The sequence below is a fragment of the Pseudomonas sp. SC11 genome, assembly GCF_047039205.1.
In the GTDB taxonomy this organism is placed as follows: domain Bacteria; phylum Pseudomonadota; class Gammaproteobacteria; order Pseudomonadales; family Pseudomonadaceae; genus Aquipseudomonas; species Aquipseudomonas boreofloridensis.
Genome location: NZ_CP178183.1, coordinates 175335 through 201161, shown reverse-complemented (window position 1 = coordinate 201161; position 25827 = coordinate 175335). Strand labels below are relative to the sequence as shown.

Below are 25827 nucleotides of genomic sequence, written 5' to 3'. Positions count from 1 at the left end.
GGCCGCGCGCTGGCGGCCGCAGGGTTGATCACACGGCGAACAGCAGGAACTCGCGTTCCCAGGAGCTGATCACGCGCTTGAAGTTTTCATGCTCGGCACGCTTGGTGGCGACATAGCCGGTGATGAACTTCTTGCCCAGGTACGGCTCCAGCGCCTGGCTGTTTTCCATGCGCTCCAGGGCATCCTCGATGGTCAGCGGCAGGCGCAGGTTGCGGCGCTCGTAGCCTCGACCTTGTACCGGCGCACTGGCCTCGATGCCTTCGACCATGCCGATGTACCCGCACAGCAGGCTGGCGGCGATGGCCAGGTAGGGGTTGGCATCGGCGCCCGGCAGGCGGTTCTCCACGCGGCGGTTCTGCGGGCCGGCATCCGGCACGCGCAGGCCGACGGTGCGGTTCTCTTCGCCCCACTCCACGTTCACCGGCGCCGAGGTGTCCGGCAGGAAGCGGCGGAACGAGTTGACGTTCGGCGCGAACAGCGGCAGCGCTTCGGGGATGAGCTTTTGCAGGCCACCGATGTGGTGCAGGAACAGCGTGCTCATGCTGCCGTCTTCATGGGAGAAGATATTCTTGCCGGTGGCGATGTCGATCACACTCTGGTGCAGGTGCATGGCACTGCCCGGTTCGCCGGTCATGGGCTTGGCCATGAAGGTGGCGGCCACGTTGTGCTTGAGGGCGGCCTCGCGCATGGTGCGCTTGAACACCAGGATCTGGTCGGCCAGGTGCAGCGCGTCGCCGTGACGGAAGTTGATCTCCATCTGCGCAGTGCCGTCTTCGTGAATCAAGGTGTCGAGGTCGAGTTGCTGCAGTTCGCACCAGTCGTAGACGTCCTCGAACAACGGGTCGAATTCGTTGGCGGCCTCGATGGAGAACGACTGGCGACCGGTCTCCGGACGGCCCGAACGGCCCACTGGGGGCTGCAACGGGAAGTCCGGGTCTTCGCTGCGCTTGGTCAGGTAGAACTCCATCTCCGGCGCGACGATCGGCTGCCAGCCTTTGTCGGCGTAGAGCTTGAGCACTTTCTTCAGGACGTTGCGCGGCGACAGCTCGACCGGATTGCCCTTCTTGTCGTAGGTGTCGTGGATGACCTGGGCGGTGGGCTCGATGGCCCAGGGCACCAGATAGACCGCGTCCTGGTCGGGGCGGCAGATCATGTCGATGTCGGCCGGGTCGAGCAGGTCGTAATAGATGTCGTCGTCGACGTAGTCGCCAGTCACAGTTTGCAACAAAACGCTTTCCGGCAGGCGCATGCCCTTTTCAGCGATGAATTTGTTGGTGGGCGAGATCTTGCCGCGAGTGATGCCGGTCAGGTCGCTGATCAGGCATTCGACTTCGGTGATCTTGTGTTCTTTCAACCAATCGGTGAGCTGGTCGAGGTTGTTGCTCATAAATACCTCAGGAGGTCGTTTGACCCAGGCCCAACGGGCCGGGGGCTACTGGCGCCTGGCGCGGCCCGAAGGCGGCACGCACGGCGCGGCCGAGCCCGAACGGGCCCGTGCATTGATTCTGGATGCAGTACGTTACCAAAGCAAAACCCTGGCGCAGGCAGCCAGGCGGTGTAAACGGTAACGGGCAGGAAGCGGGAAAGGCGTGCAGTAAACTGCTACGGAGCGAGGGTCGAGCATGCCGGTCGTCAATTATTGCGGCCAGTGCACGGCGGGTGCGGCACTGGCGGGCAGGGACCGGGCGGCAAGCGTCGAAAAGACCTGGCTGCACCGTGCAGACAGCGCTTTCAGGTCGCGGCTGGCGGACCATGTGACCCTCGTATTATTACTGTTATGGGTTGCGATCGAGCTTAGCCTCGTTCATTTTTTTTCACAACACCCCCGTAAAAAATAAAATACGGCGACATCGCCGTAGCCCTTTCATACGGACTTGGCGGATAATGGCACGCCCTCCAATGCAGCAAAAATGCCGTTGACGTGCCATTTCAGGGCATCTGGAGCGCCGCTTGACATCAGTTTGGCTTTTCGATTGACTGGGTCTGCAAGCTCTCCTTGATTGATATTTTTAACAACAAAGGTGTTGCATCATGTCGGTACCCCCGCGTGCCGTTCAGCTTAACGAAGCGAACGCGTTCCTTAAGGAACATCCTGAGGTTCTCTACGTTGACCTTCTGATTGCAGATATGAATGGTGTGGTTCGTGGCAAGCGGATCGAACGCACGAGCCTTCACAAGGTTTACGAGAAAGGCATCAACCTGCCTGCCTCCCTCTTCGCCCTGGACATCAACGGTTCGACCGTCGAAAGCACAGGCCTGGGCCTGGACATCGGCGATGCCGACCGCATCTGCTATCCGATTCCGGACACCCTCTCCAACGAACCTTGGCAGAAGCGCCCGACTGCGCAACTGCTGATGACCATGCACGAACTCGAGGGCGAGCCGTTCTTCGCCGATCCACGGGAAGTGTTGCGCCAGGTGGTGAGCAAGTTCACCGACATGGGCCTGACCATCTGCGCGGCGTTCGAGCTGGAGTTCTACCTGATCGACCAGGAGAACGTGAATGGCCGTCCGCAGCCACCGCGCTCACCCATTTCCGGCAAGCGTCCGCAGTCGACCCAGGTCTACCTGATCGATGACTTGGACGAATACGCCGACTGCCTGCAGGACATCCTTGAAGGCGCGAAAGAGCAGGGCATCCCGGCCGACGCGATCGTCAAGGAAAGCGCCCCGGCGCAGTTCGAGGTCAACCTGCACCATGTGCCCGATCCGCTGAAGGCCTGCGACTATGCTGTGCTGCTCAAGCGCCTGATCAAGAACATCGCCTACGACCATGAAATGGACACCACCTTCATGGCCAAGCCCTACCCGGGCCAGGCGGGCAATGGCCTGCATGTGCACATTTCCGTGCTGGACAAGGATGGCAACAACATCTTCACCAGCGAGGATCCCGAGCAGAACGCCGCGCTTCGTCACGCGGTCGGCGGTGTGCTCGAGACCCTGCCCGCCTCCATGGCGTTCCTGTGCCCCAACGTCAACTCCTACCGCCGCTTCGGCGCACAGTTCTACGTGCCGAACGCGCCGAGCTGGGGCCTGGACAACCGCACCGTGGCCCTGCGCGTGCCGACCGGCTCGCCGGATGCGGTGCGCATCGAGCACCGCGTGGCCGGTGCCGACGCCAACCCGTACCTGATGATGGCTGCGGTCCTGGCCGGTGTGCACCACGGCCTGACCCACCAGATCGAACCGGGCCAACCGATCGAAGGCAACTCCTACGAGCAGTTGGAGCAAAGCCTGCCGAACAACCTGCGCGATGCCCTGCGCGAGCTGGACGACAGCGAGATCCTGAACAAGTACATCGATCCGAAGTACATCGACATCTTCGTCGCGTGCAAGGAGAGCGAGCTGGAGGAGTTCGAACACTCGATCTCCGACCTCGAGTACAACTGGTATCTGCACACCGTGTAACTGAAAACGCCGCCCTCCGGGGCGTAACGCGGTTCACTTAAGATCTGTATTGCTGGAATTGGGGCTGCTGCGCAGCCCATCGCGGCGCAAGGCCGCTCCCACAGGAGCCGTATAAACCCATGTTTCTGGGGTCACGCGGACGTTGTGGGAGCGGCCTTGTGCCGCGAAGCGGCCCCAACACTCTTTAAGTGAACAGCATTAGCCCTCTGGGGCGGCGTTTTTTCAGGCTTACAACGCCTTCTCGAAAATCTTCGAATTGCGCTGGAAGTTGTACAGGGAAGCTCGCGCTGCCGGCAGCCGCTCCACCCCACTGGGCTGGAAGCCGCGTTCGCGGAACCAGTGCGCCGTGCGCGTCGTCAGCACGAACAAGGTTTTCAGACCTGCCTGCCGCGCCCGCGTCTCGATGCGTTCGAGCAGGTCGTCGCCGCGCCCGCCGTGGCGGTATTCGGGGTTCACCGCCAGACACGCCAGCTCACCCGCGTCGGACTCGGCGATCGGGTACAGCGCCGCGCAGGCGATGATCATGCCGTCGCGCTCGACCACGCTGAACTGCTCGATCTCACGCTCCAGCACCTCGCGCGAGCGCCGCACCAGAATGCCCTGCTCCTCCAGTGGGCTGATCAGTTCCAGCAAGCCGCCGACGTCCTCGATGCTCGCCTCGCGGACGATCTCGAATTGCTCCTTGGCCACCAGCGTGCCGCCGCCGTCACGGGTGAACAGCTCGGTGAGCAGCGCGCCGTTCTCGGCATAGCTGACGATATGGCTGCGCGCCACACCGCCCTTGCAGGCTTCGGCTGCGGCGTCGAGCAGCTCGCCCTGGTAGTCGCTCCCCAGCCGTTGCAGGTGCGCCGGCACCTGTTGCGGGCGCAGTTCGCGCACCAGCTTGCCGTGCTCGTCGAGCAGGCCCGGCTCGGCACCGAACAGCAGCAGCTTGTCGGCGCCCAGCTCGATGGCCGCGCGGGTGGCGACGTCTTCACAGGCCAGGTTGAAGATTTCCCCGGTCGGCGAATAGCCCAGCGGCGACAGCAGCACGATGGAGCGCTCGTCCAGCAGGCGGCTGATGCCCTTGCGGTCGATGCGTCGCACCTCGCCGGTGTGGTGGTAGTCCACGCCCTCGAGCACACCGATGGGCCGTGCGGTGACCAGGTTGCCGCTGGCCACGCGCAGGCGCGAGCCCTGCATGGGCGAGGCGGAGATATCCATCGACAAGCGTGCCTCGATGGCCAGGCGCAGCGCGCCGACGGCATCGATCACACAGTCCAGGGTCGGTGCATCGGTGATGCGCAGGCCGCGGTGGTAATGCGGGGCCAGACCACGCTCGGCCAGGCGGCTTTCGATTTGCGGGCGCGAGCCGTGGACCAGCACCAGGCGCACGCCGAGGCTGTGCAGCAGGACCAGGTCGTGGACGATGTTGCCGAAGTTGGGGTGTTCGACGCCATCGCCCGGCAGCATGACCACGAAGGTGCAGTCGCGGTGGGCATTGATGTACGGGGAGGCATGACGCAGCCAAGTGACGTATTCGGGCATGACAGGGCCTGTGGCTAAGTGAACGAGACGGGTGAAGGCGCACAACGGTGGAAAGTCATCGTCGGAACAGGCTTGCGGTCACGCGCGGTCTCCTCTGGGCAGGACGAATCTGGGCGTTGGATATTCAGCTCAGGCAATAGTGCCGGATCAGGTCGCGCAATACACGCACGGTAGGCTCGATACGTGACATTTCAAGGTACTCGCCGGGCTGGTGGGCGCAGGCGATGTCGCCAGGGCCGAGCACGATGGTCTGGCAACCGAGCTGCTGAAGATACGGCGCTTCGGTGCCGAAGGCCACGGCCTCGGCACGGTGGCCGGTGAGGCGTTCGGCCAGTTGCACCAGTTCGGTGTCAGCGGCCTGCTCGAACGGCGGCACCTCGGGGAACAGCGGCGCGTAATCGATGCGCACCTCATGCCGCTCGGCCAGCGGCACCAGCTTTTCGCGAATGGCCGCGCGCAGTTGCTCGACGTCCATGCCCGGCAGCGGGCGCAGGTCGAACTCCAGGGCGCACTGGCCGCAGATGCGGTTGGGGTTGTCGCCGCCATGGATGCAGCCCAGGTTCAAGGTCGGGGTGGGCACGCTGAACTGAGGGTTGCGGAAGGTCTGCTGCCACTGCTGACGCAGGCCCATCAGTTCGCCCATCACCGCGTGCATGGCCTCCAGCGCGCTATGACCCAGGCTGGGATCCGACGAATGGCCGCTGCGCCCGAGAATGTCGATGCGGTCCATGAGGATGCCCTTGTGCATGCGGATCGGTTTGAACCCGGTGGGCTCGCCGATCACCGCCGCCCGCCCGAGCGGCTGCCCGGCGTCGGCCAGGGCGCGAGCGCCGGACATGGAGCTTTCCTCGTCGCAGGTGGCGAGGATCAGCAGCGGCTGCTTGAAGTCGTGCTCCAGCAACGGCAGCACCGCTTCGATGACCAGGGCGAAGAAGCCTTTCATGTCGCAACTGCCCAGCCCTACCCAACGCCCGTCCACTTCCGTGAGCGTGAGCGGATCGGTTTTCCACAGTTGCTCGTCGAACGGCACGGTATCGCTGTGTCCCGCCAGCACCAGGCCGCCCGGCCCGCTGCCGCGGCTGGCCAGCAGGTTGAACTTGCCCGGGGTGACCTGCTGGATCTCGCAGCGAAAGCCCAGGTCGCCCAGCCAACCGGCCAGCAGGTCGATGACCGGGCGGTTGGACTGATCCAGCGCCTCCTGGGTGCAACTCACCGATGGCGCGGCGATCAGCGCGGCGAACTGGTCTTTGAGCGATGGCAACGGCATGCGCGGAATCCTCGGAAGCATGGCGGCCATCATAGCAATGCCGTCCCTTGACAGGGCAACTCCTGTAGACTCTGCGCCAACCACGCCTTCCTTCGAGCCAGCGATGCACACAGAAACCGAACTCAAGCTCCGCGCCAGCCGCGAGACCCTTGCCGCCCTGCGCGAGCACCCCTTGCTGAAGAAGCGCAACAAGTCCGGCTGGCAGACCCGCGAGCTGCTCAACCAGTACTTCGACACCCCCGAGCGCGACCTGGCGGCCGCGCGCGTGGCCCTGCGCCTGCGCCGCGACGGCGAGGTCATCATCCAGACCCTCAAGTGCCGCGGCCAGAGCGTCGCGGGGTTGTCGGAGCGCAACGAGTACGAGTGGCACCTGGACAAGGTCAAGCTGGACCTGAAGAAGCTCGACGCCACCTGCTGGCCCGAGCAGTTGGCCGAGCTGGACAAGAAGACCATCAAGCCGCTGTTCACCACCGACTTCACCCGTGAATACGCTGAAATCTCCTGGGGTCGCGGCAAGGCCAAGGTGGTGATCGAAGCCGCCCTGGACCAAGGCTTCGTGATCGCCGGCAAGCGCAAGGAAGCCATTTGCGAGCTGGAGCTGGAACTGCGCGAAGGCGCCCCCGAAGCCCTGCTGGAGCTGGCGGCCGAGCTGTCCGCCAGCTTGCCGCTGATGCCTTGCGACATCAGCAAGGCCGAGCGCGGCTATCGCCTGATGGAGCCGGACAGCTACGAGTTGGGCCTGCCGCAGGTGGAACTGGATGCCGAGATGAGCGTGGACGACGCCTACGCCGCGTTGGCCTGGCAACTGCTGGGCAGCAGCCAGCGTCTGGCCGAGCAATACCGCCACAACGGCCACTGGCGCCTGCTGCAGGACTGGGTGCAGTGCCTGGCCGAACTGCGGGCGCTGACCAGCAGCCTGGGTCAGGCCGCACCCCGCGCCAGCACCCGCGACCTGCGCAGCCGCCTGGACGCCCTGCTGGAAGACTGGCGGCCGCTGGTGCAGGCCGGCAATCACGACGAAGACATTCGTCGCGCCGCGCCCGAGCAGTTCGCCGAAGAGCTCGAAGACACTCGCTGGGGCCAGTTCTCCCTGGAAACCTCGCGCTGGCTGCTGGCCCGTGCCTGGACCAGCGAGCGCAAGGGCCGCGGCGAGCGTCAGGGTTTGGCGCAGTTGGCCAGCTGGCTGCAGCATGAGCTGGGCGAGGAAGGCCGCGCGCTGAAGCTGCCGCTGTACATCCAGCGCCCGGAAGACCTCGGCGAGCAGTTGCCGCGCCTGGAACAACTGCTGGCCTGGCTGCGCCATGCGCGGCAGGTGCTCGAAGCCCCGCAACTGGATCGCCTGTACGGCGACCTGAAGAAGCTGCACGAGCTGGCCGAACAGCCGCTGGGCGAAACGGAGCCCGAGGCGCAGGATCAAGCGGCCGAAGACGCGCCTGCCCTGACCCTGCTCGAAGCGCGCATCGAACAGGCCCGCGCCATCGAGCAGAGCCGCGCCTGGAAGCATCTGCTCAAGGCCTGAGCCCCCGCCTTCGGGGCAGATCCTTTACTGGATCTGCTCCGGCGTGACGATCACCCAGTTCTTGTCCGCCGTCACCGGCAACCCCTCCTTGGCCTGCGCCGCCGCGTTCTTGGCAATCATGCCGTTCAACTGATCCATGTACTTGGCCTTGCGGTTGATCCACAAGTGGATGCCGCCCTTGTCCACGTCAACGCCATGAAACTGCATGTAGCCATCGCTGGTCGGGGTATCGCCGCCCACCAGCACCGGGCGCTTCCACTCGTCGATGTAGGTGAGGATCGCCGCCTGTTTACCGGCCATCCAGGTCGCCGGGGTCCACAGGTACGGGGTCAACTCCAGTCCTTCGTTGGCCTTGGCGTCGTAGTGACCGGCGCTGATCTGCTTGCGCGCCGTGGTCAGCGCGCCGCTGGCGCGGTCCTTGAGTAGCAGGCTGACGCCGATGACATTCTGCGGTTTGACGTTGTAGCCGTACTGGGGATCGGAGGCGACCATGCGCACCAGCTCTTCGGACGCCGCCGAGATCACGTAGACCTCGATGCCGTTCTCCATCAGCTTGTTGTACAGCTCGGCCTGACCCGCGAACACCTTGGGCGGCTGCACCTCGGTGGTCTTGCGCTGATCGCCTTCGAAATAGGTGGCCGGGATCGGCGTCTTCGACGCCATCAGCTCGTCCACCTGGACCTTCAGCTCTTTGAGCGTGAAGCCAGAGAACACCTGCGCCACCCAGGGGTAGCAGACCATGTCGTCGATTTCGCACAGGCGGTAGTAGTAACTGAACAGGCTTTCCTTGTGCTCGGCGGTGTCCTTGAACGGAATCAGCTTCAAGGAGTGGTCGAGCGTGTCGCGGGTCAGCAGGCCCTTGTTCTCCATGAACGGCAGCAGCGCTTCTTCCAGATCGTAGCGGTAGCTGGTGTTGTCCATGTCGAACACCGCGTAGTTGCCCTGGTTGGCGTTGGCGGCGATCATCGCGTCGAGCTGTTTGGCGGCCTCGGCAGGCCAGTGCTTGAGCTCGGTGGCGGCCCAGGTGCTGGCGCTGAGCAGCAGGGCGAGGCTACCGGTAAGCAGTCGGGATACGGTCATGAGCTACGTTTTCCTGAGACGGGACCGCCGAAGCCTAGTGCGGATTGATGACAGACAGGCGTCTGACACCGACCTTTGAAAGGCTGCAAACGCCGCGTTGATTGTCCATGAGCGACACCGCGTTATTCCATACGCGACTATGCACATTACCTTTAGGTATAAATTCGTTTGTTTTCAGCCTGTTAGCATTTCCGTTCGCAATCGCTCACAGAGGCGATCCCTACTTGTGCTTCACGGAGCTTCGATGAACCTGCCGCTTTCTCTCAACCTGCTGGCATTCCTGGCCTTGCTGCTGGGTCTGGCGCAAACCCGCCGTACCGACTGGAGCCTGGCCAAGAAGGTCCTCCTCGGCCTGGTGCTGGGCGTGCTGTTCGGCCTGGTGCTGCATACGCTGTACGGCGCCGGGCACCCGGTGCTCAAGGCCACCCTCGGCTGGCTGGACCTGGTCGGCAACGGCTACGTCGGCCTGCTGCAGATGATCGTCATGCCGCTGATCTTCGCGTCGATCCTCAGCGCCGTGGCGCGCTTGCACAACGCCTCGGCGCTGGGGCGGATCAGCGTCCTGAGCATCGGCACGCTGCTGCTGACCACCGCCATCGCCGCGCTGATCGGCATCGCCCTGACCAACCTGTTCGGCCTGAGCGCCGAGGGCCTGGTGGCCGGCGTGCAGGAAACCGCGCGCTTGCAGACCATCAACAGCGACTATGCCGGCAAGGTCGCCGACCTCGACATCCCGCGCCTGCTGCTGTCGTTCATTCCCAGCAATCCGGTGGGCGACCTGGCGCGGGCCAAGCCCACGTCGATCATCAGCGTGGTGATCTTCGCCGTGTTCCTCGGCCTGGCAGCGTTGCAACTGATCAAGGATGACCAGGACAAAGGCCAGCGCGCGCTGTCGGCCATCGACGTGCTGCAGGCCTGGGTCATGCGCCTGGTGCGCCTGGTGATGAAGCTCACGCCCTACGGCGTGCTGGCATTGATGACCAAGGTGGTGGCCAGCTCCAACCTGGAGGACATCCTCAAGCTGGGCAGCTTCGTGGTGGTGTCCTACTTGGGCCTGGGACTGATGTTCGTGGTGCACGGGGTGATCCTGGCGCTGACCGGCGTCAGCCCGCTGCGTTTCCTGCGCAAGGTCTGGCCGGTGCTCACCTTCGCCTTCACCAGCCGCTCCAGCGCCGCCAGCATTCCGCTGAACATCGAGGCGCAGACCCAGCGCCTGGGCGTGCCGCCGTCGATCGCCAGCTTCAGCGCCTCGTTCGGCGCCACCATCGGCCAGAACGGCTGCGCCGGGCTGTATCCGGCGATGCTGGCGGTGATGGTCGCGCCGGCGGTGGGCATCGACACCTTCGATCCGCTGTGGATCGCCACCCTGGTGGCCATCGTCACCCTGAGTTCGGCCGGTGTGGCCGGGGTCGGCGGCGGCGCCACCTTCGCCGCGCTGATCGTGCTGCCGGCGATGGGCCTGCCCGTCGAGCTGGTGGCGCTGCTGATTTCGGTCGAGCCGTTGATCGACATGGGCCGCACGGCATTGAACGTGAACGGTTCGATGACCGCCGGTGTGGTCACCAGTCAGTTGCTCAAGCAGACCGACAAAGCCGTGCTGGCGGACGATGAACACGCCGAACTGAGCCATTCCTGAGCGTGAGCCTAGGGACGGCCCTGCGCCGTTCCTAGGCTCTGTCTGAAAAGTTCTGAAACGCCGGGGAGACAAGGCGAAAACAGCCGAGGAACGGTCGGAGTCGCGCTCGACTTTACTGGTTGTAAATGAGCATTCCGACCGGACTGGCGATCCAGGCTGTTTTCAACGCAGGATCACCAAGTATCAGGGCTTTTCAGACAGAGCCTAGCGCTTGTCCCACACCTCGAAGTGATACACCGGCTTGCCTTCCTCGACCTGCCTCGCGGCCGAGGCGAGCGTCCACTGCGCCGGCTCGAACGCCGGGAACCAGGCATCGCCTGGCGGCGCCAGCTCCACCCGGGTCAGGTACATGCGACTCACCAAACCCTTTTCCAGCGCCTGCCCGTACAACTGCGCCCCGCCGATCAGCATCAGCTCTTCGACGCCCTGCTCGCGCGCCCACTGCTCGGCCCGTTGCACGGCCGCTTCCAGCGAGGCGAACACCTCGGCGCCCGGCAAGGTCAGCCCCGGCTGACGACTGACCACCAGGTTCAGCCGGCCCGGCAGTGGTCGGCCCAGCGAGTCCCAGGTCTTGCGGCCCATGATGATCGGCTTGCCCAGCGTGGTGGCCTTGAAATACTTGAAATCCCCCGGCAGGTGCCAGGGCATGGAGTTGTCGATACCGATCACGCGGTTCTCGGCGAGCGCCGCGATCAGGCTGAGGGGGAGTGATGTCTTCATGTCGGCGAGGATAGCACCCGGCGCCTGGGTTATGCTTGAGCCCGACCTGTGTACTGGAAAACCCCGTGACTGCACCCACCGAACTGGACCGCCGCTGGCTCACCGAAGCCGTGCGCCTGCGCGAAGAACAGGCCGGCCCCCTGGAAGACCAGGAGGCCAACCGCCGCGCCCGCCAACAAGGCGGTGACCTGGCCACGCGCATCGAGACCCGTGCCCTGTGGCTGGCCGAGCGCGACGGCATCAGCCAGGCCCTGCGCCACTGGAAACAAGGCGCGCGCCTGGCCCTGCTGGCAATGATGCTCATCGCCGTACTCAGCGGTGCCGGCCTTGGCCTGGCCGCCCTGGGCGATGGCCAACGACCGGTGAACGTGTTCTGGGCGTTGGGCAGCCTGCTGGGGCTGAACCTGGTACTGCTGCTCGGCTGGGCCTTGGGCTTTTTCTTTGCCGGCGAGCAGGGCGCCGCGCTCGGGCGGCTATGGCTATGGCTCAGCGAACGCTTCGCCCGCGATGCCAAGGCCGCACACCTGGCGCCCGCCCTGCTGGTGCTGTTGCAGCGCCAACGCCTGGGCCGCTGGCTGCTGGGCCTGCTGGTGCATGGCCTGTGGCTGCTGGCCATGAGCGCGGCCCTGGGCATGCTGCTGGCGCTGCTGACGGCGCGGCGCTACGGCTTCGTCTGGGAAACCACGCTGCTCGCCCCCGAGCCTTTCATCGCCCTCACCCAAACCCTTGGCGCCCTGCCCTCGCTGCTGGGCTTCAGCGTGCCGGACGAGGCCATGATCCGCGCCAGCGGCGCGACGTCGCCGAGTCTGGACCTCGCCCGTCAGGCCTGGGCCAGTTGGCTGCTCGGCGTGGTGCTGGTGTATGGCTTGCTACCGCGTCTGCTGCTGGCCAGCCTGTGTCTGTGGCGCTGGCATCAGGGGCGCCAACGGCTGACGCTGGACCTCGACCTGCCCGGCCATGCGCACTTGCGCGACGCGCTGATGCCGCACAGCGAGCGGCTTGGCGTACAGGACGCAGCGCCCGAACAGTTGCCGCAGTTCGCCGCCGGCCAACTGGAAGCCGGCAGCAGTGGCGCCCTACTGGTGGGCCTGGAGCTGGACGAACAGCGCACCTGGCCACCGAGGCTGCCGGCAGCGATCACCGATGCCGGCGTGCTCGACTCCCGAGCCTCGCGCCACAAGCTCCTGGAGCAACTGAGCCGCTTCCCGCCCGCGCGCCTGCTGATCGCCTGCGACCCGCAACGCTCGCCTGACCGCGGCAGCCTGGCGCTGCTCGCTGAACTGGCCCGCAACGCCGGCAGCACACACATCTGGCTGCTGCCCACGCTTGCCGGACAAACCCCGGACGCCGCGCGCCTGGCCAACTGGCACGAGGCCCTGGATCGCCTCGGCCTGTCCCATACCGACACCTCCCCTTTGACCTGGCTGGAGCATGGCCATGACTGAGCCGCTGAAACTGGCCGTGGTCGGCCATACCAACGTCGGCAAGACCTCGCTGCTGCGCACGCTCACCCGCGATGTCGGCTTCGGCGAGGTGAGCCATCGGCCCAGTACCACACGCCATGTGGAAGGTGCGCGGCTGTCGGTGGAGGGCGAGCCGCTGCTGGAGCTCTACGACACCCCGGGCCTGGAAGATGCCATCGCCCTGCTCGATTACCTGGAGCGCCTCGAACGTCCGGGCGAACGCCTCGACGGCCCGGCGCGGCTGGAGCGTTTTCTGCAAGGCGCCGAGGCGCGCCAGCGCTTCGAACAGGAGGCCAAGGTGCTGCGCCAGTTGCAGGCGAGCACGGCTGGGCTGTATGTGATCGACGCCCGCGAACCGGTCCTGGCCAAGTACCGCGACGAACTGGAAGTGCTGGCCGGCTGCGGCAAACCGCTGCTGCCGGTACTCAATTTCGTCGCCAGCGAAACGCACCGCGAGCCACAGTGGCGTGAAGCCCTGGCCCGCCTGGGGCTGCACGCGCTGGTGCGGTTCGACAGCGTGGCTCCGCCGGAGGACGGCGAGCGACGTCTGTACGAAAGCCTGGCCTTGATGCTGGAAGATGCGCGTCCGGCCTTGCAGCGCCTGATCGACGACCAGCAGGCCCAGCGTGTGGCCCGCCAGCACAGCGGCAAGCGCCTGGTCGCTGAACTGCTGCTCGACTGCGCCGCCTGCCGACGCAGCGTCGAAGCCGAGCCGGCCGCCGAAGCCAGGGCCATGGAAACCCTGCGCCAGGATGTGCGCCAGCGCGAACAGCGCTGCGTCGAGGCGCTGCTCAAGCTGTATGCCTTCCGCCGCGATGATGCCCACGCCAGCGACCTGCCGCTGCTCGACGGCCGCTGGGGCGACGACCTGTTCAACCCGGAAACCCTCAAGCTGCTGGGGGTGCGCCTGGGCAGCGGGGTAGCCGCTGGCGCCGCAGCCGGTGCCGGCGTCGATCTGCTGGTCGGCGGTCTGACCCTGGGCGCAGCCGCCCTGGCCGGCGCGATTGCAGGCGGCGCCTTGCAAACAGCGCGTAGCTACGGCTCGCGCCTGATGGGCAAGTTCAAGGGCCGCCGCGAACTGACGGTCGACGACAGCGTGCTGCGCCTGCTGGCCCTGCGTCAGCAGCAACTGATGCAGGCGCTGGACAGCCGCGGTCATGCGGCCCAAGAGCGGGTGCACCTGGCCGAACTGGACGAGAAGGCCTGGCGTGAAGGCAAGCTGCCAGAGGCCCTGCGCCGAGCGCGGGCGCATCCGCAGTGGTCGACGCTCAATCCCGGGGCGCGGGTCAATCAGGCGGAGCGCCAGGAGCAGGTGGAAATCCTCAGCGGGCAGATCGCTTAGCGTCCGCACCTGATAATTCTGTCAGTAGCCGCCGAGCGCGGCGGGTTGCAGACTCCAAGCATCCACTCACGCCCTATGAGGTATGTGAAATGAGCCTGCATCTGAAGTCCAATGACCGTATGTTCGATGCGTACATCGCCGATTTCCAGGCGGACAAGGCTATCAGCCCACTGGAAAGCATCAAGATCCGTAACTCGGCCGACACCGAGATGGACACCTTGCTGGCGAGCCTCAAGAGCCACGTCAACGATGTGCTGAAAAAGGAACAGAAGCCTGAACTGGATTGGCCGCTGAAACGCCTGCAGATGAGCGCCGATATGCTGGTCGAGGACCTGCAGTTTCTGGCCAAGCTCATGCGCAATTCCAATCTGCAGCAGGACACCATCGACAGCATCCGCACGGCGATCGAGCACCAACTGGTGTATGTGGTGTTCGCACACAACGCTTCGATCGACCGCGTGAAGGCCTTCAAGAAAAGCGGCTAAGGCGCCTGTTTCTCCGACTTGCCGTCATAACGCTTGCGCCATTCGGCCAGGATCTGGTCGCGGTGCGTCGACGCCCAGACGAAGTCGTTCTTGATCAGACGCTGCTCATAGTCCGCTGGCAATTCGGTCTGTGGCTTGGCGATACCCGGCGCGGCGAGTACGGCGAAGTTTTCCTTGTACAGCGCCATCGCCACCGGGCTCGCCGAGAAGTCCGCCAGGCGCCGCGCCGCGTCGGCCTGGGGCGTGCCCTTGATCAGCGCGGTGGCTTCGATCTCCCAGCCCAGGCCTTCCTTGGGCAGCACGATGTCCAGCGGCGCGCCCTGGCGCTTGAGCTGCACGGCCGGGTACTCGAACGAGATGCCGATGGGGAATTCTCCTGCTGCTGCCAGCTTGCATGGCTTTGAGCCGGAATGAACGTACTGCCCGATGTTCTGGTGCAGCGCGTCCATGTACGCCCAGCCCTGCGCCTCGCCGAAGGTCTGCAGCCAGGCGCTGACATCGAGAAAGCCGGTTCCTGACGAGGCCGGGTTAGGCATGACGATCTTGCCCTTGTACTCAGGCTTGGTCAGATCCTGCCAGCTCAGCGGTTTGCTCAGGCCCTGCTTTTCGGCCTCAACGGTGTTGAAGCATACAGTTGCAGCCCAGACGTCCATGCCCACCCAGGCCGGAGGGTTGGCGGCATCGCGGTAGTTCGGCGCAATCTTGCCCAAGTCCTTGGGCGCATAGGGTTCGAGCATGCCGTGCTGGTCGAGAATGGCCAGGCTGGACGCCGCCAGGCCCCACACCGCGTCGGCCTGGGGGCGATCCTTTTCGGCCAGCAGCTTGGCGGTGATGATCCCGGTGGAGTCCCGCACCCATTTGATCTGGATATCCGGGTTGGCCTGTTCGAAGGCTTGCTTGTAGCGCTTGAGCTGCTCGGCCTCCAGCGCGGTGTAGACGGTCAGTTGAGTGGTCGCCGCCTGGGCCTGCAGGCTGAACACGGCGCAGACGACAGCGACAAGAGCGAGTGGCTTGAACATGAGTCGGTTCCTTGGAGTGGGCAGTCGGATCAGGGCATGGGGGTGCGCTGACGCCAGGCCTGGGAGCGGCGCAGCAACCCCCGTGAGGCGGCGGCCAGCAGCAGCGAGGCGCTGGCGCTGGTCAGCAGGATCAAAGTGGACATGGCGGCAGCGCCGCCGACATTGCCGGCATCGTCCATGTTCAGCACGGCGACGGCGGCCAGAAGGGTGTCCGGGCTGTAGAGGAAGATCGCCGCCGACACCGTGGTCATCGCCGAGACGAACAGGTAGCGCACGATGTCCAGCAACGCCGGCAGGCAGATCGGCACGCTGACCCGCAGGAAGTGCCGGTACAGCGGCGCCTTGAGCGACAGCGCGGCGGCCTCGAACTCACCGTCGAGCTGACGCAGGGCGGTGCTGGCGGTCATCTGCGCGGTGGTCAGGTAGTGAGCGATGGTGCACAACACCAGCAGCGACAAGCTGCCGTAGAACACATGCAGTGGATTGCCCGGCAGATTGAAGAAGAAAACGTAGCCCAGCCCCAGCACCAGCCCCGGCACCGCCATGGGGATGAAGCTGAGCAGGCGCAGGCTCTGGGTGAGCAGGCGCTGGCCATGGGTCTTCTCCATGAGATAGGTGCCGGTGAAGATCACCAGGCTGCCGATCAGCGCGCTGCACAGCGCCAGTGTCACGCTGTTGCGGTAGGCCAGCCAGCCACCGCCAGCGGTGTCCTCGAACAAGTAGTGCTTGAACGACAGGGTCAGGTTGTAGGGCCAGAAGGTGACCAGCGAGGCGTACACGGCCATGCCGATCACCGCCAACAGCGCCGCGCAGACCACCAGTACCAGCACCAGGAAGACGGCATCGCGCGCCCGCGACGGTGACGGCACGAAGGCCTCGGCCCTCCCGCTCATGGCCTGGCTTTGCCGCCGACGCAGCCAGGCATCGACGGCAAAACTGAGCAGCGCGGGCACCAGCAGGACCATGCCGATCAGCGCGCCGCGGCCGAACTGCTGTTGGCCGACCACCGCCTTGTAGGCCTCCAGGGCCAATACCTGATAGTCGCCGCCGACCACCACGGGCACGCCAAAATCAGTGATGGTCAGGGTGAAGACCAGGCAGAATGCGGCGAACACCGCTTGCCGCGTCGCGGGCCAGGTAATGCTGCGAAACGTCCGCCAGGGCCCTGCGCCCATGCTCGAAGCGGCATCGAACAGCCGGGCGTCGGCCAGCGACAAGGCCGACAGCAGAATCATCAGCGCATGCGGGAAGGTGTAGATGGCTTCGCCCAGCACGATGCCCCAGAAGCCGTAGATGTTGTCGTTCAGCAGCCCGCGCAGCAGGCCCTGGTTGCCGAACAGATAGACCAGCGCGATGGCCGGCAGCATCGAAGGGGCCAACAGCGGCAACAGGGAGATGCCCCGCCACAGGCCCTTGGCCGGAATGAGCGTGCGTTGCAAGGCGTAGGCGAACAGGTAGGCCAGTGGCACCACGATCAGCGCCACACTCAGGCCTACCGTCAGGCTGTTGCCGATCAGCCAGCGGAAGTGGGCGCTGGCAAATAATTCACCCGCCGCCTGCAGGCCACCGCCCTGGCCCGCGTCGCCACTGAAGCCGCGCCAGAAGATCGCCAGCAGCGGCAGCAGCACCGCCAGCAGCAGAAGCACCAGCAGCAGAGCCTTGCCACCGACCACGAAGACCCGGTCACCGAGCGCGACACCCGCGCGTGCTCCAGCCTTGGCAGACGGCGAGGACACGGATATTGACAGGCCCATCTCAGGCGAACACCTGCAGGCTCTGAGGCGGCAATGCCACCCAGATGTCCTGCAAGCGCAGCCGAGGCATGACCTCAGGTGCCAGCTCGGCGAGCAAGGCATGGCCCGGCAGCGCTTGCAACTCGAAGCTCAGGCGGCAGCGATTACCGAGGAAGGTGATTTCGCGGACCTTGGCCGGGAACAGGTTTTCTTCATGCACGACGGGGTTGACCGTGATCGTTTCCGGACGGCAGAACAGCCTGCCGCTACGAGCCTTGCCCGCGCCCGGCGCCAGGCGCAGGTTCAGGCCTCCGACCCTGGCGTGCTGGTCGTCGTGGCGCTGGAACGGCAGCCAGTTGCCCTGGCCGACGAACTCGGCGACGAAGGGTGTGGCGGGTCGGTCGTAGAGGGCCTGCGCAGTGGCGTACTGCTCGACCTGGCCGTTGTTCATCACCGCAATACGGTCGGCCATCAGCATGGCTTCATCCTGGTTGTGGGTGACCATCAGCGTGGTGATGCCAAGCTGACGTTGCAGTTGGCGCAGTTCACCGCACAGGTGCTCACGCACCCGAGCGTCGAGCGCCGACATCGGCTCGTCGAGCAGCAACAGTGAGGGGGCCGGCGCCAGGGCGCGGGCCAGCGCCACCCGCTGCTGCTGGCCGCCGGACAACTGGCTCGGGTACTTCTTCTCGCTACCGGTCAGGCCGACCAGCGCGAGCATCTCCCCCACCCGTTGGCGTGACGCGCCCCGACCGCAACCGTTCAGGCCATAGGCGATGTTGGCTTCGACGGTGAGATTGGGAAACAGCGCATAGGACTGAAACAGGATGCCGTAGTCGCGCGCCTGGGGCGGCAGTTCGGAGATGTCCCGCTCGCCAATGGACAAGGTGCCCTGGTCCTGGTGTTCCAACCCGGCGATGCAGCGCAGCAGCGTGGTCTTGCCGCAGCCGGAGGGGCCGAGCAGGCACACCAGCTCGCCGGCGGCGACGTCCAGGCTCACGTCGTTCAGCGCGGTGAATGCGCCGAAGCGCTTGTGAATGCCGCGCACGTGCAGGTGCGTGCCGGGAGTTGCGAGGTTCATGGCAAGGCCTCATCGAAGAGATGGAGCCATGCTAGGAATGCCGTGCGAAGGTTGCGTGGCGGTTGGGGCAAAGTGAGCGATGGTGGTATTGGCAGATTTGGGTTGGCGCGGGCTTTTCACACCGCGTCTAGAACCCGACTCCCGCCACTTCCTGGGCAACGCCCAGAAACGCGGCCGGCAAGCGCGCCTGTCGACGCTCCTTCAGGCAGTACAGGTACTCGTGCATCACCGGCGCATGCTCCAGGGTGAGCACGCGCAGTTCCGGGGTCAGGGGCACTTCATGGCGGGCGATGACACTGACGCCGATATTGCGCAGCACCCCTTCACGGATCGACTCGCGACTGCCGATCTCCAGCAATGCGCCCGCCTTGACGCCAGCCTCGTCGAGCAGCCGTTCGGTAAGCTGGCGCGTGGTCGAGCCGCGTTCGCGCATCAGCAGGCAGTGCCCGGCGAGCGCCTCGATGGTCACGTGCTGGCGCTGCGCCAACGGATGGCTACGGTGCACCGCCACCACCAGCGGATCGCTGCCCAACAGCCGCCGAACCAAGCGCGCATCCTCGACACACTGCGACGAGGCAGCGACATCCACGCGGTAGTCTTCGAGCATCTCCAGCACCTGCTGAGAGTTGCCGATCTCGACAGTCACCTCGACCTGCGGCAGCCGCTCACGAAAGACCTTCACCAGGTCGAGCATGTAGTACGGCGCCGTAGCCGCCAGACGCAGGCTGCCCTGCCCCTGAGCACCATTGCGCAGCTCGAACTCGATGTCCGCTTCCTGCTGCAGCAGCGCCTTGACCCGTGGCAGCAAGCGCACGCCTTCGTCGCTGAGCACCAGCCGCCGCCCGCCCCTGTAGAACAGTTCGATGCCGTACTGGCTTTCCAGGTTGCGCACCTGCGTGGTCACCGTCGGCTGACTCAGCCCAAGCTTCTTCGCCGCCTGAGTGATGCTGCCCAGACGCGCCACCATATAGAACGCCCTCAGCTCGGCGCTCAGCATAGGGGGCCGCCCCAGAGGGGCGGCCAGCCGCAAGCTTCGAGCTGCAAGCGGCAAGTCACAGCGGTCAGGCGTCGTCTCATCAATCGCACATTCCCCTCGATCAGCTTGAAGCTTGCCGCTCAAAACTTGCCGCTGCTACTTACGTAGAAGTCGCAAGCCGTTGAAGACCACCAGCAGGCTCACGCCCATGTCGGCGAACACTGCCATCCATAGGGTGGCCAGGCCGGCGAAGGTCACGGCCAGGAAGATTGCCTTGACCCCCAGGGCCAGTACGATGTTCTGGATCAGAATGGCCGCGCTCTGGCGTGACAGCCTGACGAACGCCGGAATTTTGCGCAAGTCGTCGTCCATCAGCGCCACATCGGCGGTCTCGATGGCGGTGTCGGTGCCGGCGGCGGCCATGGCGAAACCGATCTCGGCGCGGGCCAGGGCTGGGGCATCGTTGATGCCGTCGCCGACCATGCCGACCCGATGCCCTTGGGCATACAGGTCTTCGATGCTCTTGAGCTTATCGGCCGGCAGCAGATTGCCTTCGGCGCGGTCGATGCCGACCTGGGCGGCGATGGCCTGGGCCGTGTGCGGGTTATCGCCGGTCAGCATCAGCGTCTTGATACCCAGTTCATGCAGCTCGGCAATGGCCTGGCGGCTGCTGTCCTTGACCGTGTCGGCCACGGCGAACAGCGCCAGCGGGCCGGAGCGGTCGAGCAGCAGCACCACGGTCTTGCCCTGACGCTCCAGCCGGTCCAGTTGTGTTTCCAGCGCAGGAGAGCACAGGCCCAGTTCCTCCACCAGGCGATGGTTGCCCAAGTGATAGACCTCACCGTCGATCTCGCCGCGCACGCCGCGCCCGGCCAGCGCCGCGAACTCGCTGACCGGGCTCAGGGCAATGTTCTGTTCGCGGCCATACTGGGCGATGGCGTGCGACACCGGATGGTCGGAGCGCTCACCGAGGCTGGCGGCGAGCGCCTGTGCACGGCTGTCGAAACGCGGGTCGAGCAGGGTGAAGTCGGTCTGCACCGGCTTGCCATGGGTGATGGTACCGGTCTTGTCCAACGCCAGGTAATCGAGCTTGCGACCACCTTCAAGGTAGATACCGCCCTTGATCAGAATGCCCTTGCGCGCCGCCGCCGCCAGGCCGCTGACGATGGTCACCGGCGTGGAAATCACCAAGGCACAGGGGCACGCCACCACCAGCAGCACCAACGCGCGATAGACCCAGTCGAACCAGGCGCCGGCCATGAACAGCGGCGGAATCAACGCCACCGCCAGGGCGATGGCGAACACGGCCGGCGTGTAGACCCGCGAGAACTGGTCGACGAAGCGCTGGGTCGGTGCCCGCGCGCCCTGTGCCTGCTCCACGGCCTTGATGATGCGCGCCAGGGTCGATTGCCCAGCGCCAGCCGTGACACGGTACTCCAGCGCCCCGGCCTGGTTGATGGTGCCTGCGAACAGCTTGTCGCCCAGGCCCTTCTCCACGGGCAGACTTTCGCCGGTGATCGGCGCCTGATCGACGCTGGACTGACCCTCGACCACCTCGCCGTCCAGCCCGATACGCTCACCCGGACGCACCCGCACCCGCGCACCGATCGCCACCTCGCGCACCTCTACTTCACGCCACTGGCCATCGGCCTGCTGCACGGTGGCCATGTCCGGGGCGAGTTGCATGAGGCCGCTGATGGCGTTGCGCGCGCGATCCAACGAGCGCGCCTCGATCACCTCGGCGAGGGTAAACAGCACCATGACCATGGCCGCTTCCGGCCACTGACCGATCAGCACCGCACCGGTGACGGCAATGCTCATCAGCGCGTTGATGTTGAGGTTGCGGTTCTTCAGGGCGATCCAGCCTTTCTTGTAGGTGCCCAGGCCACAGCCGAGGATAGCGGCCAGCGCCAGCGCGGCCACCAGCCACTCCGGCGCCAGACCGGAAAAGTGCACGACTTCTGCAGCGATGGCGGCCAACCCGGAAAGCACCAGCGGCCGCCAGCGGGTCTTGTGCGCGCCCGGCGCGCTGGCGCTGCCGTCGTCTGCGTCGGCCAGGGGTTCGGCCTTCATGCCCAGGCTGTCGATGGCACGCACGATGGACGCGGTGTCGTCTAGGGTATGGCGCACGCCGAGGATACGGTTGATCAGGTTGAATTCCAGTTGCTCGATACCGGCGAGCTTGCCCAGTTTGTCCTGGATCAGCGTCTGCTCGGTGGGGCAGTCCATGGCGTCGATGCGGAAGCGGCTCAGGCGCGCGCCGTCACTGGCTTTGTCGGTCAGTTGCACGAAGGCAGGCGCAGCCGCGCGGGTGCTGCAGCAACTGCCGCCGGGGCTGGCATGGGAGTGGCCATGGCCGCCGTGATCGTGCCCCTGGTGATCGTGTCCATGATCGTGATCGTGCTCATGCGTATGGTGGTGACTGACCGGCTGGTTCATAGGTTCGCCCTGATCGAGAGTGCCCACTGACGGGGTGTTGTTGCCAAGTGAACACCCTGTAGCCACTATAGGGTCAAGCACTCAAGGGGGAACGCGCGATGAAGATCGGAGAATTGGCCAAGGTGACCGACTGCGCCGTGGAGACCATTCGCTACTACGAGCGTGAGGCATTGCTGCCCGAACCGGCCCGTAGCGAAGGCAATTACCGGCTGTATACCCAGGCGCACGTGGAGCGTCTGACCTTCATCCGCAACTGCCGCACCCTGGACATGACCCTCGACGAAATCCGCAGCCTGCTGCGCCTGCGCGACAGTCCCGAGGGGGCCTGCGGCAGCGTCAATGCGCTGATCGACGAGCATATCGAGCACGTACAGGCGAGGATCGACGGGCTGGTGGCGCTGCAACAGCAACTGGTGGAGTTGCGCCGGCAGTGCAATGTGCAGGGGGAGGAATGCGCGATTTTGCAGCAGTTGGAGGTCAATGGCGCGGTGACGGCGCCGGAGATCGAGCATTCGCACGTGGGGCGTAGCCACGGGCATTGATCGGACTGGAGTCGGGATGTAGGAAGTCGCAGCGTTGCCGGGGATCGGTGCGCCCCGGCAGCGCGGTAGGAATCAGACCGCCATGGGCGCGGTCATCGGTGCATGGTGCTCATAGCCTTCGAGCCAGAAATCGCTCGGCTCGATCTTCTCCAGCCATTCGGGTTCGTACTTGCCCGTCTTGGCGAACTCCGGTACGCGCTCGCTGATCATCAGCTTCGGCGCTGCCAGCGGCTCACGCTTCATCTGCTCGTTGAGCATCTCCAGGTGGTTTTCGTACACATGGGCGTCGCCGATGAAGTAGGTGAACCAGCGTGGGGTATAGCCGGTGAGACGCCCGAACAGCGACAGCAGCGCCGCGCCCTCGGTGAGGTTGAACGGGGTGCCCAGGCCCAGGTCGTTGGAGCGGATGTACAGCGTCAGGGAGATTTCCCGGGTCTCGACATTGGGGTGGAACTGGTACAGCAGGTGGCACGGCGGCAAGGCCATTTCGTCGAGCTGGGCGCAGTTCCAGCCGTGGAACAGGATGCGTCGGCTGCCCGGATCGTTGGCGATGGTATCCAGGCACTGACGCACCTGGTCGATGGCCTTGTACAGGATGACGAACGCCTGGCCGTCCTCTTCGTCCTGGGCGATCTGACGGAATCCGGCCTGCTGCGCCTTTTCGATGGCGGCCGGGTTGCTCAGCGCGATGCGCTTGTAACCCGGCCACTGGCGCCATTGCACACCGTAGATTTCGCCGAGATCGTCATGGCCCTGACGGAACGGGTTGGCCAACCACTGGGCGTTTTCGTTGGCGTTCTGATCCCAGACCTTGCAGCCCAGCTCGCGGAACTCGCCGGCGTTCCTCACGCCGCGCAGGAAACCGACCATTTCGCCGATCGCCGACTTGAACGCCAGCTTGCGCGTGGTGATGGCCGGAAAGCCTTTCTGCAGATCGAAGCGCAGCATGGCGCCAGGCAGGCTGATGGTGCGGATACCGGTACGATTGCCCTGCAGCGTGCCGTTGTCGATGACGTCACGGACCAGGTCTAGATATTGTTTCATGGCCTACCTGTGGCAAGCACGGCAGGGGGATCGCCCCTGCCGTGGGATTTCAGTGGGCGGGTGTCGCCGTGGGTTTGCGATTATAAGCCCACCAGATCAGGCCGAGGCCAGCGACAATCATCGGCACGCAGAGAATCTGACCCATGGTCAGCCAGCCCCAGGCCAGGTAGCCGAGCTGGGCGTCCGGCACGCGGACGAACTCGACGATGAAGCGGAAGATCCCGTAGAACAGCGCGAACATGCCGGAGACCGCCATGGTCGGACGCGGCTTGCGCGAGAACAGCCAGAGGATCGCGAACAGCGCCACGCCTTCGAGGGCGAACTGGTACAGCTGCGATGGGTGACGCGGCAACTGCGCCGGGTCGCTGAACGGCGGGAAGATCATCGCCCACGGCACGTCGGTGGGCTTGCCCCACAGCTCGGCGTTGATGAAGTTGCCGATGCGCCCGGCCCCCAGGCCGATAGGCACCAGCGGCGCGACGAAGTCCATCAGCTCGAAGAACGACTTGTTGTTGCGCTTGCCGAACCACAAGGCCGCCAACATCACGCCGATGAAGCCGCCGTGGAACGACATGCCGCCCTTCCACACCTCGAAGATCAGGGTCGGGTTGGCCAGGTACTGGTGCAAGTCGTAGAACAGCACATAGCCCAGGCGCCCACCGACGATCACCCCCATCGACAGCCAGAACACCAGGTCGGATAGCTTTTCGCGGCTCCAGGTGGGATCGAAGCGGTTGAGTCGGCGGGTGGCGAGCAGCCAGGCGCCGCCAATGCCGATCAGGTACATCAGGCCGTACCAGTGGATTTTCAGCGGCCCGAGTGACAGGGCCACGGGGTCGATCTGCGGGTAAGGCAGCATGGAGGTTCCTCTAGATCAGAAAACTTAAGCCGACGCAGAACAGCAACGCGGCGAACAGACGCTTGAGCAGACGCGGCGACAACCGATGCGCCAGTCGTGCGCCGAAGCGGGCGAAAAACATGCTGGTGACGGCGATACCCATCAGCGCAGGCAGATACACATAACCCAGACTGTGCGCGGGCAGGTGCGGTTCGCCCCAGCCCAGCACCATGAAGCTCAGGGTGCTGGCCAGGGCGATCGGCAGACCGCAGGCCGACGAGGTGGCCACGGCCTGTTGCATGGACAGGCTGCGCCAGGTGAGGAAGGGTACGGTCAGCGAGCCGCCGCCGATGCCGAAGATCGCCGAGGCCCAGCCGATCACTCCGCCCGCACCGATCAGTCCAGGTTTGCCGGGGACACCGCCACGGCCCTTGGGTTTGAGGTCGAGCGTCATCTGCAGCGCCACCAGCAAGGCGAACACGCCGATGATCTTCTGCAACAGCGGGCCCTGGATCAACGAGGCGGTCTTGGCGCCGATCCCGGCACCGATGAGGATGCCGACCGTCATCCACAGGAACACCGGCCACTGCACGGCGCCCTTGCGATGATGCTCGAGCACGGCGTTGATCGAAGTGAAGACGATGGTGGCCAGTGAGGTGCCGACGGCCAGATGGGTGAGAATCGACGCATCGAAGCCTTGCAGGGTGAAACTGAACACCAGCACCGGCACGATGATGATGCCGCCGCCCACGCCGAAAAGGCCGGCGAGCACACCGGCGCAGGCGCCCAACAGCAGATAGAGTACGAATTCCATTCGCAGGCCCAGAGAATGCGATCCGGCATGGTAACGGAAGCCGGGGCCACGGCTCTAGTGAACTCTGCGTCAGGTTGATGCGCGAGCGCCAGGCAGCCGCTACAGTGGCAGACTCAGCCAGAGGCCCCAGCATGTGCCTGATTCTATTCGCCTGGCGGCCGGGTCATGCCCAGCCGCTGATCGTCGCGGCCAACCGTGACGAGTTCTACGCCCGCCCTGCCCAGTCTCTGAGCGCCTGGGAAGACGCTCCGGGCGTGTATGCCGGTCGCGACCTGGAGGCCGGCGGCACGTGGCTGGGCATCGGTCCGGGCGGGCGCTTCGCGGCGCTGACCAATATTCGCGATCCGCGTCAGCCGCAGGGGGCGCGCTCGCGTGGCGAGTTGGTGGCGGCGTTTCTGCGTGGCGAGATGGCAGTGACGACGTACCTGCAGCAGGTCGCCGAACGCAGCAGCCACTACTCAGGGTTCAATCTGCTGGCCGGCGACGGCCAGGTGCTGGGCTATGTGAACGCGCACGAGGCGCTACCACGGCTGTTGCAGCCGGGCGTCTATGGGCTTTCCAACGCTGCGCTGGATACGCCGTGGCCGAAGCTGCTGAAGGCGCGGCAGGCGTTCGAGGCGGCGCTGGAGACGCCCAGCGCGCAGTATTTTTTGGCGATGTTGGCCGATGACGCGACGGCGCCCGACGAGGCATTGCCAGAGACGGGCGTTGGCCTCGCGACCGAGCGGCTGCTGTCGAGCGTGTTCATTGCCAGCCAGAACTACGGGACGCGGGCGAGTACCGTGTTGATCGTCGACGATCAGGGCAGAAGACGGATGATCGAGCGCAGCTATGGGCCGTTCGGCGGGCACTTGGGCGAAGTCGAAGTCAGCGCCTGACGCATCGGCGCCAGGC

21 protein-coding genes are annotated in these 25827 nt (G+C 65.2%); 8 read left to right on the top strand and 13 right to left on the bottom strand.

Annotation, left to right across the window (positions count from 1 at the left end):
• Positions 1 to 28: 28 nt before the first annotated feature.
• Entirely contained in the window at positions 29 to 1387 is a 1359-nt protein-coding gene (locus tag ACK2SD_RS00950; protein ID WP_039581747.1) for a glutamine synthetase family protein, read from the bottom strand.
• 644 nt (positions 1388 to 2031) lie between these two features.
• Between ACK2SD_RS00950 and ACK2SD_RS00945 the strand changes: the two genes are divergently transcribed.
• Positions 2032 to 3408 carry a glutamine synthetase family protein gene (locus ACK2SD_RS00945; RefSeq protein WP_029614915.1) on the top strand — a complete coding sequence of 459 codons (1377 nt, stop codon included), beginning with the start codon at positions 2032 to 2034 and terminating at the stop codon, positions 3406 to 3408.
• A gap of 228 nt (positions 3409 to 3636) precedes the next feature.
• Here ACK2SD_RS00945 and argA read toward each other — a convergent pair whose 3' ends face one another.
• A complete protein-coding gene (gene argA, locus ACK2SD_RS00940; protein ID WP_039581750.1) occupies positions 3637 to 4935 on the bottom strand; it encodes an amino-acid N-acetyltransferase in 1299 nt (432 codons plus the stop codon).
• Positions 4936 to 5059: 124 nt separating this feature from the next.
• Positions 5060 to 6202, bottom strand: coding sequence for an acetylornithine deacetylase (argE, locus tag ACK2SD_RS00935; protein ID WP_412461124.1), 1143 nt, complete (start codon positions 6200 to 6202; stop codon positions 5060 to 5062).
• 103 nt (positions 6203 to 6305) lie between these two features.
• Between argE and ACK2SD_RS00930 the strand changes: the two genes are divergently transcribed.
• The gene (locus ACK2SD_RS00930; RefSeq protein WP_295486460.1) at positions 6306 to 7721 is read left to right on the top strand and encodes a CYTH domain-containing protein; all 1416 of its coding nucleotides are present in this window, start codon (positions 6306 to 6308) and stop codon (positions 7719 to 7721) included.
• A 24-nt stretch (positions 7722 to 7745) separates the two neighbouring features.
• Here ACK2SD_RS00930 and ACK2SD_RS00925 read toward each other — a convergent pair whose 3' ends face one another.
• Positions 7746 to 8801 carry a haloacid dehalogenase-like hydrolase gene (locus tag ACK2SD_RS00925; protein WP_412461123.1) on the bottom strand — a complete coding sequence of 352 codons (1056 nt, stop codon included), beginning with the start codon at positions 8799 to 8801 and terminating at the stop codon, positions 7746 to 7748.
• 244 nt (positions 8802 to 9045) lie between these two features.
• On the opposite strand from ACK2SD_RS00925, the gene ACK2SD_RS00920 reads away from it, so the two are divergent.
• On the top strand, positions 9046 to 10437 hold the full coding sequence (locus ACK2SD_RS00920; RefSeq protein ID WP_295486464.1) for an L-cystine transporter: 1392 nt from the start codon (positions 9046 to 9048) through the stop codon (positions 10435 to 10437).
• Between the two features lie 204 nt (positions 10438 to 10641).
• On the opposite strand, the gene ACK2SD_RS00915 is transcribed toward ACK2SD_RS00920, so the two are convergent.
• Complete coding sequence (locus ACK2SD_RS00915; protein WP_412461122.1) at positions 10642 to 11157, bottom strand: dihydrofolate reductase; 516 nt, start codon at positions 11155 to 11157, stop codon at positions 10642 to 10644.
• 53 nt (positions 11158 to 11210) lie between these two features.
• Here ACK2SD_RS00915 and ACK2SD_RS00910 point away from each other — a divergent pair, with 53 nt between their 5' ends.
• The 3 genes from ACK2SD_RS00910 (at position 11211) to ACK2SD_RS00900 (ending at position 14447) form a co-directional block, all read left to right on the top strand.
• A complete protein-coding gene (locus tag ACK2SD_RS00910) occupies positions 11211 to 12602 on the top strand; it encodes a DUF2868 domain-containing protein (protein ID WP_412462367.1) in 1392 nt (463 codons plus the stop codon).
• Entirely contained in the window at positions 12595 to 13962 is a 1368-nt protein-coding gene (locus ACK2SD_RS00905; protein ID WP_295486467.1) for a GTPase/DUF3482 domain-containing protein, read from the top strand. Before ACK2SD_RS00910 ends, ACK2SD_RS00905 begins: the two co-directional genes overlap by 8 nt.
• A gap of 89 nt (positions 13963 to 14051) precedes the next feature.
• Positions 14052 to 14447, top strand: coding sequence for a hypothetical protein (locus ACK2SD_RS00900; protein WP_295486469.1), 396 nt, complete (start codon positions 14052 to 14054; stop codon positions 14445 to 14447).
• Here the strand turns inward: ACK2SD_RS00900 and ACK2SD_RS00895 are convergent.
• The 5 genes from ACK2SD_RS00895 to ACK2SD_RS00875 all read right to left on the bottom strand — a co-directional run bounded on the left by ACK2SD_RS00895 (position 14444) and on the right by ACK2SD_RS00875 (position 21695).
• Positions 14444 to 15466 (bottom strand): putative 2-aminoethylphosphonate ABC transporter substrate-binding protein, encoded by a 1023-nt coding sequence (locus ACK2SD_RS00895; protein WP_412461121.1) that lies wholly within the window; start codon positions 15464 to 15466, stop codon positions 14444 to 14446. The genes ACK2SD_RS00900 and ACK2SD_RS00895 overlap by 4 nt on opposite strands.
• 29 nt (positions 15467 to 15495) lie before the next feature.
• The gene (locus tag ACK2SD_RS00890; RefSeq protein ID WP_412461120.1) at positions 15496 to 17220 is read right to left on the bottom strand and encodes a putative 2-aminoethylphosphonate ABC transporter permease subunit; all 1725 of its coding nucleotides are present in this window, start codon (positions 17218 to 17220) and stop codon (positions 15496 to 15498) included.
• Position 17221: 1 nt separating this feature from the next.
• Complete coding sequence (locus ACK2SD_RS00885) at positions 17222 to 18280, bottom strand: putative 2-aminoethylphosphonate ABC transporter ATP-binding protein (RefSeq protein ID WP_412461119.1); 1059 nt, start codon at positions 18278 to 18280, stop codon at positions 17222 to 17224.
• A 127-nt stretch (positions 18281 to 18407) separates the two neighbouring features.
• Entirely contained in the window at positions 18408 to 19277 is an 870-nt protein-coding gene (locus ACK2SD_RS00880) for a LysR substrate-binding domain-containing protein (protein ID WP_317872136.1), read from the bottom strand.
• A 135-nt stretch (positions 19278 to 19412) separates the two neighbouring features.
• Positions 19413 to 21695 (bottom strand): heavy metal translocating P-type ATPase, encoded by a 2283-nt coding sequence (locus tag ACK2SD_RS00875; RefSeq protein ID WP_412461118.1) that lies wholly within the window; start codon positions 21693 to 21695, stop codon positions 19413 to 19415.
• A 98-nt stretch (positions 21696 to 21793) separates the two neighbouring features.
• Here ACK2SD_RS00875 and cadR point away from each other — a divergent pair, with 98 nt between their 5' ends.
• Positions 21794 to 22237 carry a Cd(II)/Pb(II)-responsive transcriptional regulator gene (gene cadR / locus ACK2SD_RS00870; protein WP_412461117.1) on the top strand — a complete coding sequence of 148 codons (444 nt, stop codon included), beginning with the start codon at positions 21794 to 21796 and terminating at the stop codon, positions 22235 to 22237.
• Between the two features lie 72 nt (positions 22238 to 22309).
• Here the strand turns inward: cadR and ACK2SD_RS00865 are convergent, their stop codons facing one another.
• From ACK2SD_RS00865 to ACK2SD_RS00855, 3 genes are read right to left on the bottom strand one after another with little or no spacing between them, the layout of a single operon-like run.
• Positions 22310 to 23281 (bottom strand): thymidylate synthase, encoded by a 972-nt coding sequence (locus ACK2SD_RS00865; protein ID WP_295486485.1) that lies wholly within the window; start codon positions 23279 to 23281, stop codon positions 22310 to 22312.
• A 49-nt stretch (positions 23282 to 23330) separates the two neighbouring features.
• Complete coding sequence (lgt, locus tag ACK2SD_RS00860; RefSeq protein WP_116889794.1) at positions 23331 to 24140, bottom strand: prolipoprotein diacylglyceryl transferase; 810 nt, start codon at positions 24138 to 24140, stop codon at positions 23331 to 23333.
• A gap of 10 nt (positions 24141 to 24150) precedes the next feature.
• Complete coding sequence (locus tag ACK2SD_RS00855; protein WP_412461116.1) at positions 24151 to 24933, bottom strand: sulfite exporter TauE/SafE family protein; 783 nt, start codon at positions 24931 to 24933, stop codon at positions 24151 to 24153.
• A gap of 131 nt (positions 24934 to 25064) precedes the next feature.
• On the opposite strand from ACK2SD_RS00855, the gene ACK2SD_RS00850 reads away from it, so the two are divergent.
• Positions 25065 to 25811, top strand: coding sequence for an NRDE family protein (locus ACK2SD_RS00850; protein ID WP_412461115.1), 747 nt, complete (start codon positions 25065 to 25067; stop codon positions 25809 to 25811).
• The last annotated feature ends 16 nt before the right edge of the window (positions 25812 to 25827 follow it).

Coding starts and splice junctions, on each gene's coding strand:
- ACK2SD_RS00950 (WP_039581747.1), bottom strand. CDS start 1,387: ATGAGCAACAACCTCGACCAGCTCACCGATTGGTTGAAAGAACACAAG.
- ACK2SD_RS00920 (WP_295486464.1), top strand. CDS start 9,046: ATGAACCTGCCGCTTTCTCTCAACCTGCTGGCATTCCTGGCCTTGCTG.
- ACK2SD_RS00890 (WP_412461120.1), bottom strand. CDS start 17,220: ATGGGCCTGTCAATATCCGTGTCCTCGCCGTCTGCCAAGGCTGGAGCA.
- ACK2SD_RS00850 (WP_412461115.1), top strand. CDS start 25,065: ATGTGCCTGATTCTATTCGCCTGGCGGCCGGGTCATGCCCAGCCGCTG.
- ACK2SD_RS00915 (WP_412461122.1), bottom strand. CDS start 11,157: ATGAAGACATCACTCCCCCTCAGCCTGATCGCGGCGCTCGCCGAGAAC.
- lgt (WP_116889794.1), bottom strand. CDS start 24,140: ATGCTGCCTTACCCGCAGATCGACCCCGTGGCCCTGTCACTCGGGCCG.
- ACK2SD_RS00855 (WP_412461116.1), bottom strand. CDS start 24,933: ATGGAATTCGTACTCTATCTGCTGTTGGGCGCCTGCGCCGGTGTGCTC.
- argE (WP_412461124.1), bottom strand. CDS start 6,202: ATGCCGTTGCCATCGCTCAAAGACCAGTTCGCCGCGCTGATCGCCGCG.
- ACK2SD_RS00900 (WP_295486469.1), top strand. CDS start 14,052: ATGAGCCTGCATCTGAAGTCCAATGACCGTATGTTCGATGCGTACATC.
- ACK2SD_RS00885 (WP_412461119.1), bottom strand. CDS start 18,280: ATGAACCTCGCAACTCCCGGCACGCACCTGCACGTGCGCGGCATTCAC.
- cadR (WP_412461117.1), top strand. CDS start 21,794: ATGAAGATCGGAGAATTGGCCAAGGTGACCGACTGCGCCGTGGAGACC.
- argA (WP_039581750.1), bottom strand. CDS start 4,935: ATGCCCGAATACGTCACTTGGCTGCGTCATGCCTCCCCGTACATCAAT.
- ACK2SD_RS00930 (WP_295486460.1), top strand. CDS start 6,306: ATGCACACAGAAACCGAACTCAAGCTCCGCGCCAGCCGCGAGACCCTT.
- ACK2SD_RS00865 (WP_295486485.1), bottom strand. CDS start 23,281: ATGAAACAATATCTAGACCTGGTCCGTGACGTCATCGACAACGGCACG.
- ACK2SD_RS00895 (WP_412461121.1), bottom strand. CDS start 15,466: ATGTTCAAGCCACTCGCTCTTGTCGCTGTCGTCTGCGCCGTGTTCAGC.
- ACK2SD_RS00880 (WP_317872136.1), bottom strand. CDS start 19,277: ATGCTGAGCGCCGAGCTGAGGGCGTTCTATATGGTGGCGCGTCTGGGC.
- ACK2SD_RS00925 (WP_412461123.1), bottom strand. CDS start 8,801: ATGACCGTATCCCGACTGCTTACCGGTAGCCTCGCCCTGCTGCTCAGC.
- ACK2SD_RS00945 (WP_029614915.1), top strand. CDS start 2,032: ATGTCGGTACCCCCGCGTGCCGTTCAGCTTAACGAAGCGAACGCGTTC.
- ACK2SD_RS00905 (WP_295486467.1), top strand. CDS start 12,595: ATGACTGAGCCGCTGAAACTGGCCGTGGTCGGCCATACCAACGTCGGC.
- ACK2SD_RS00875 (WP_412461118.1), bottom strand. CDS start 21,695: ATGAACCAGCCGGTCAGTCACCACCATACGCATGAGCACGATCACGAT.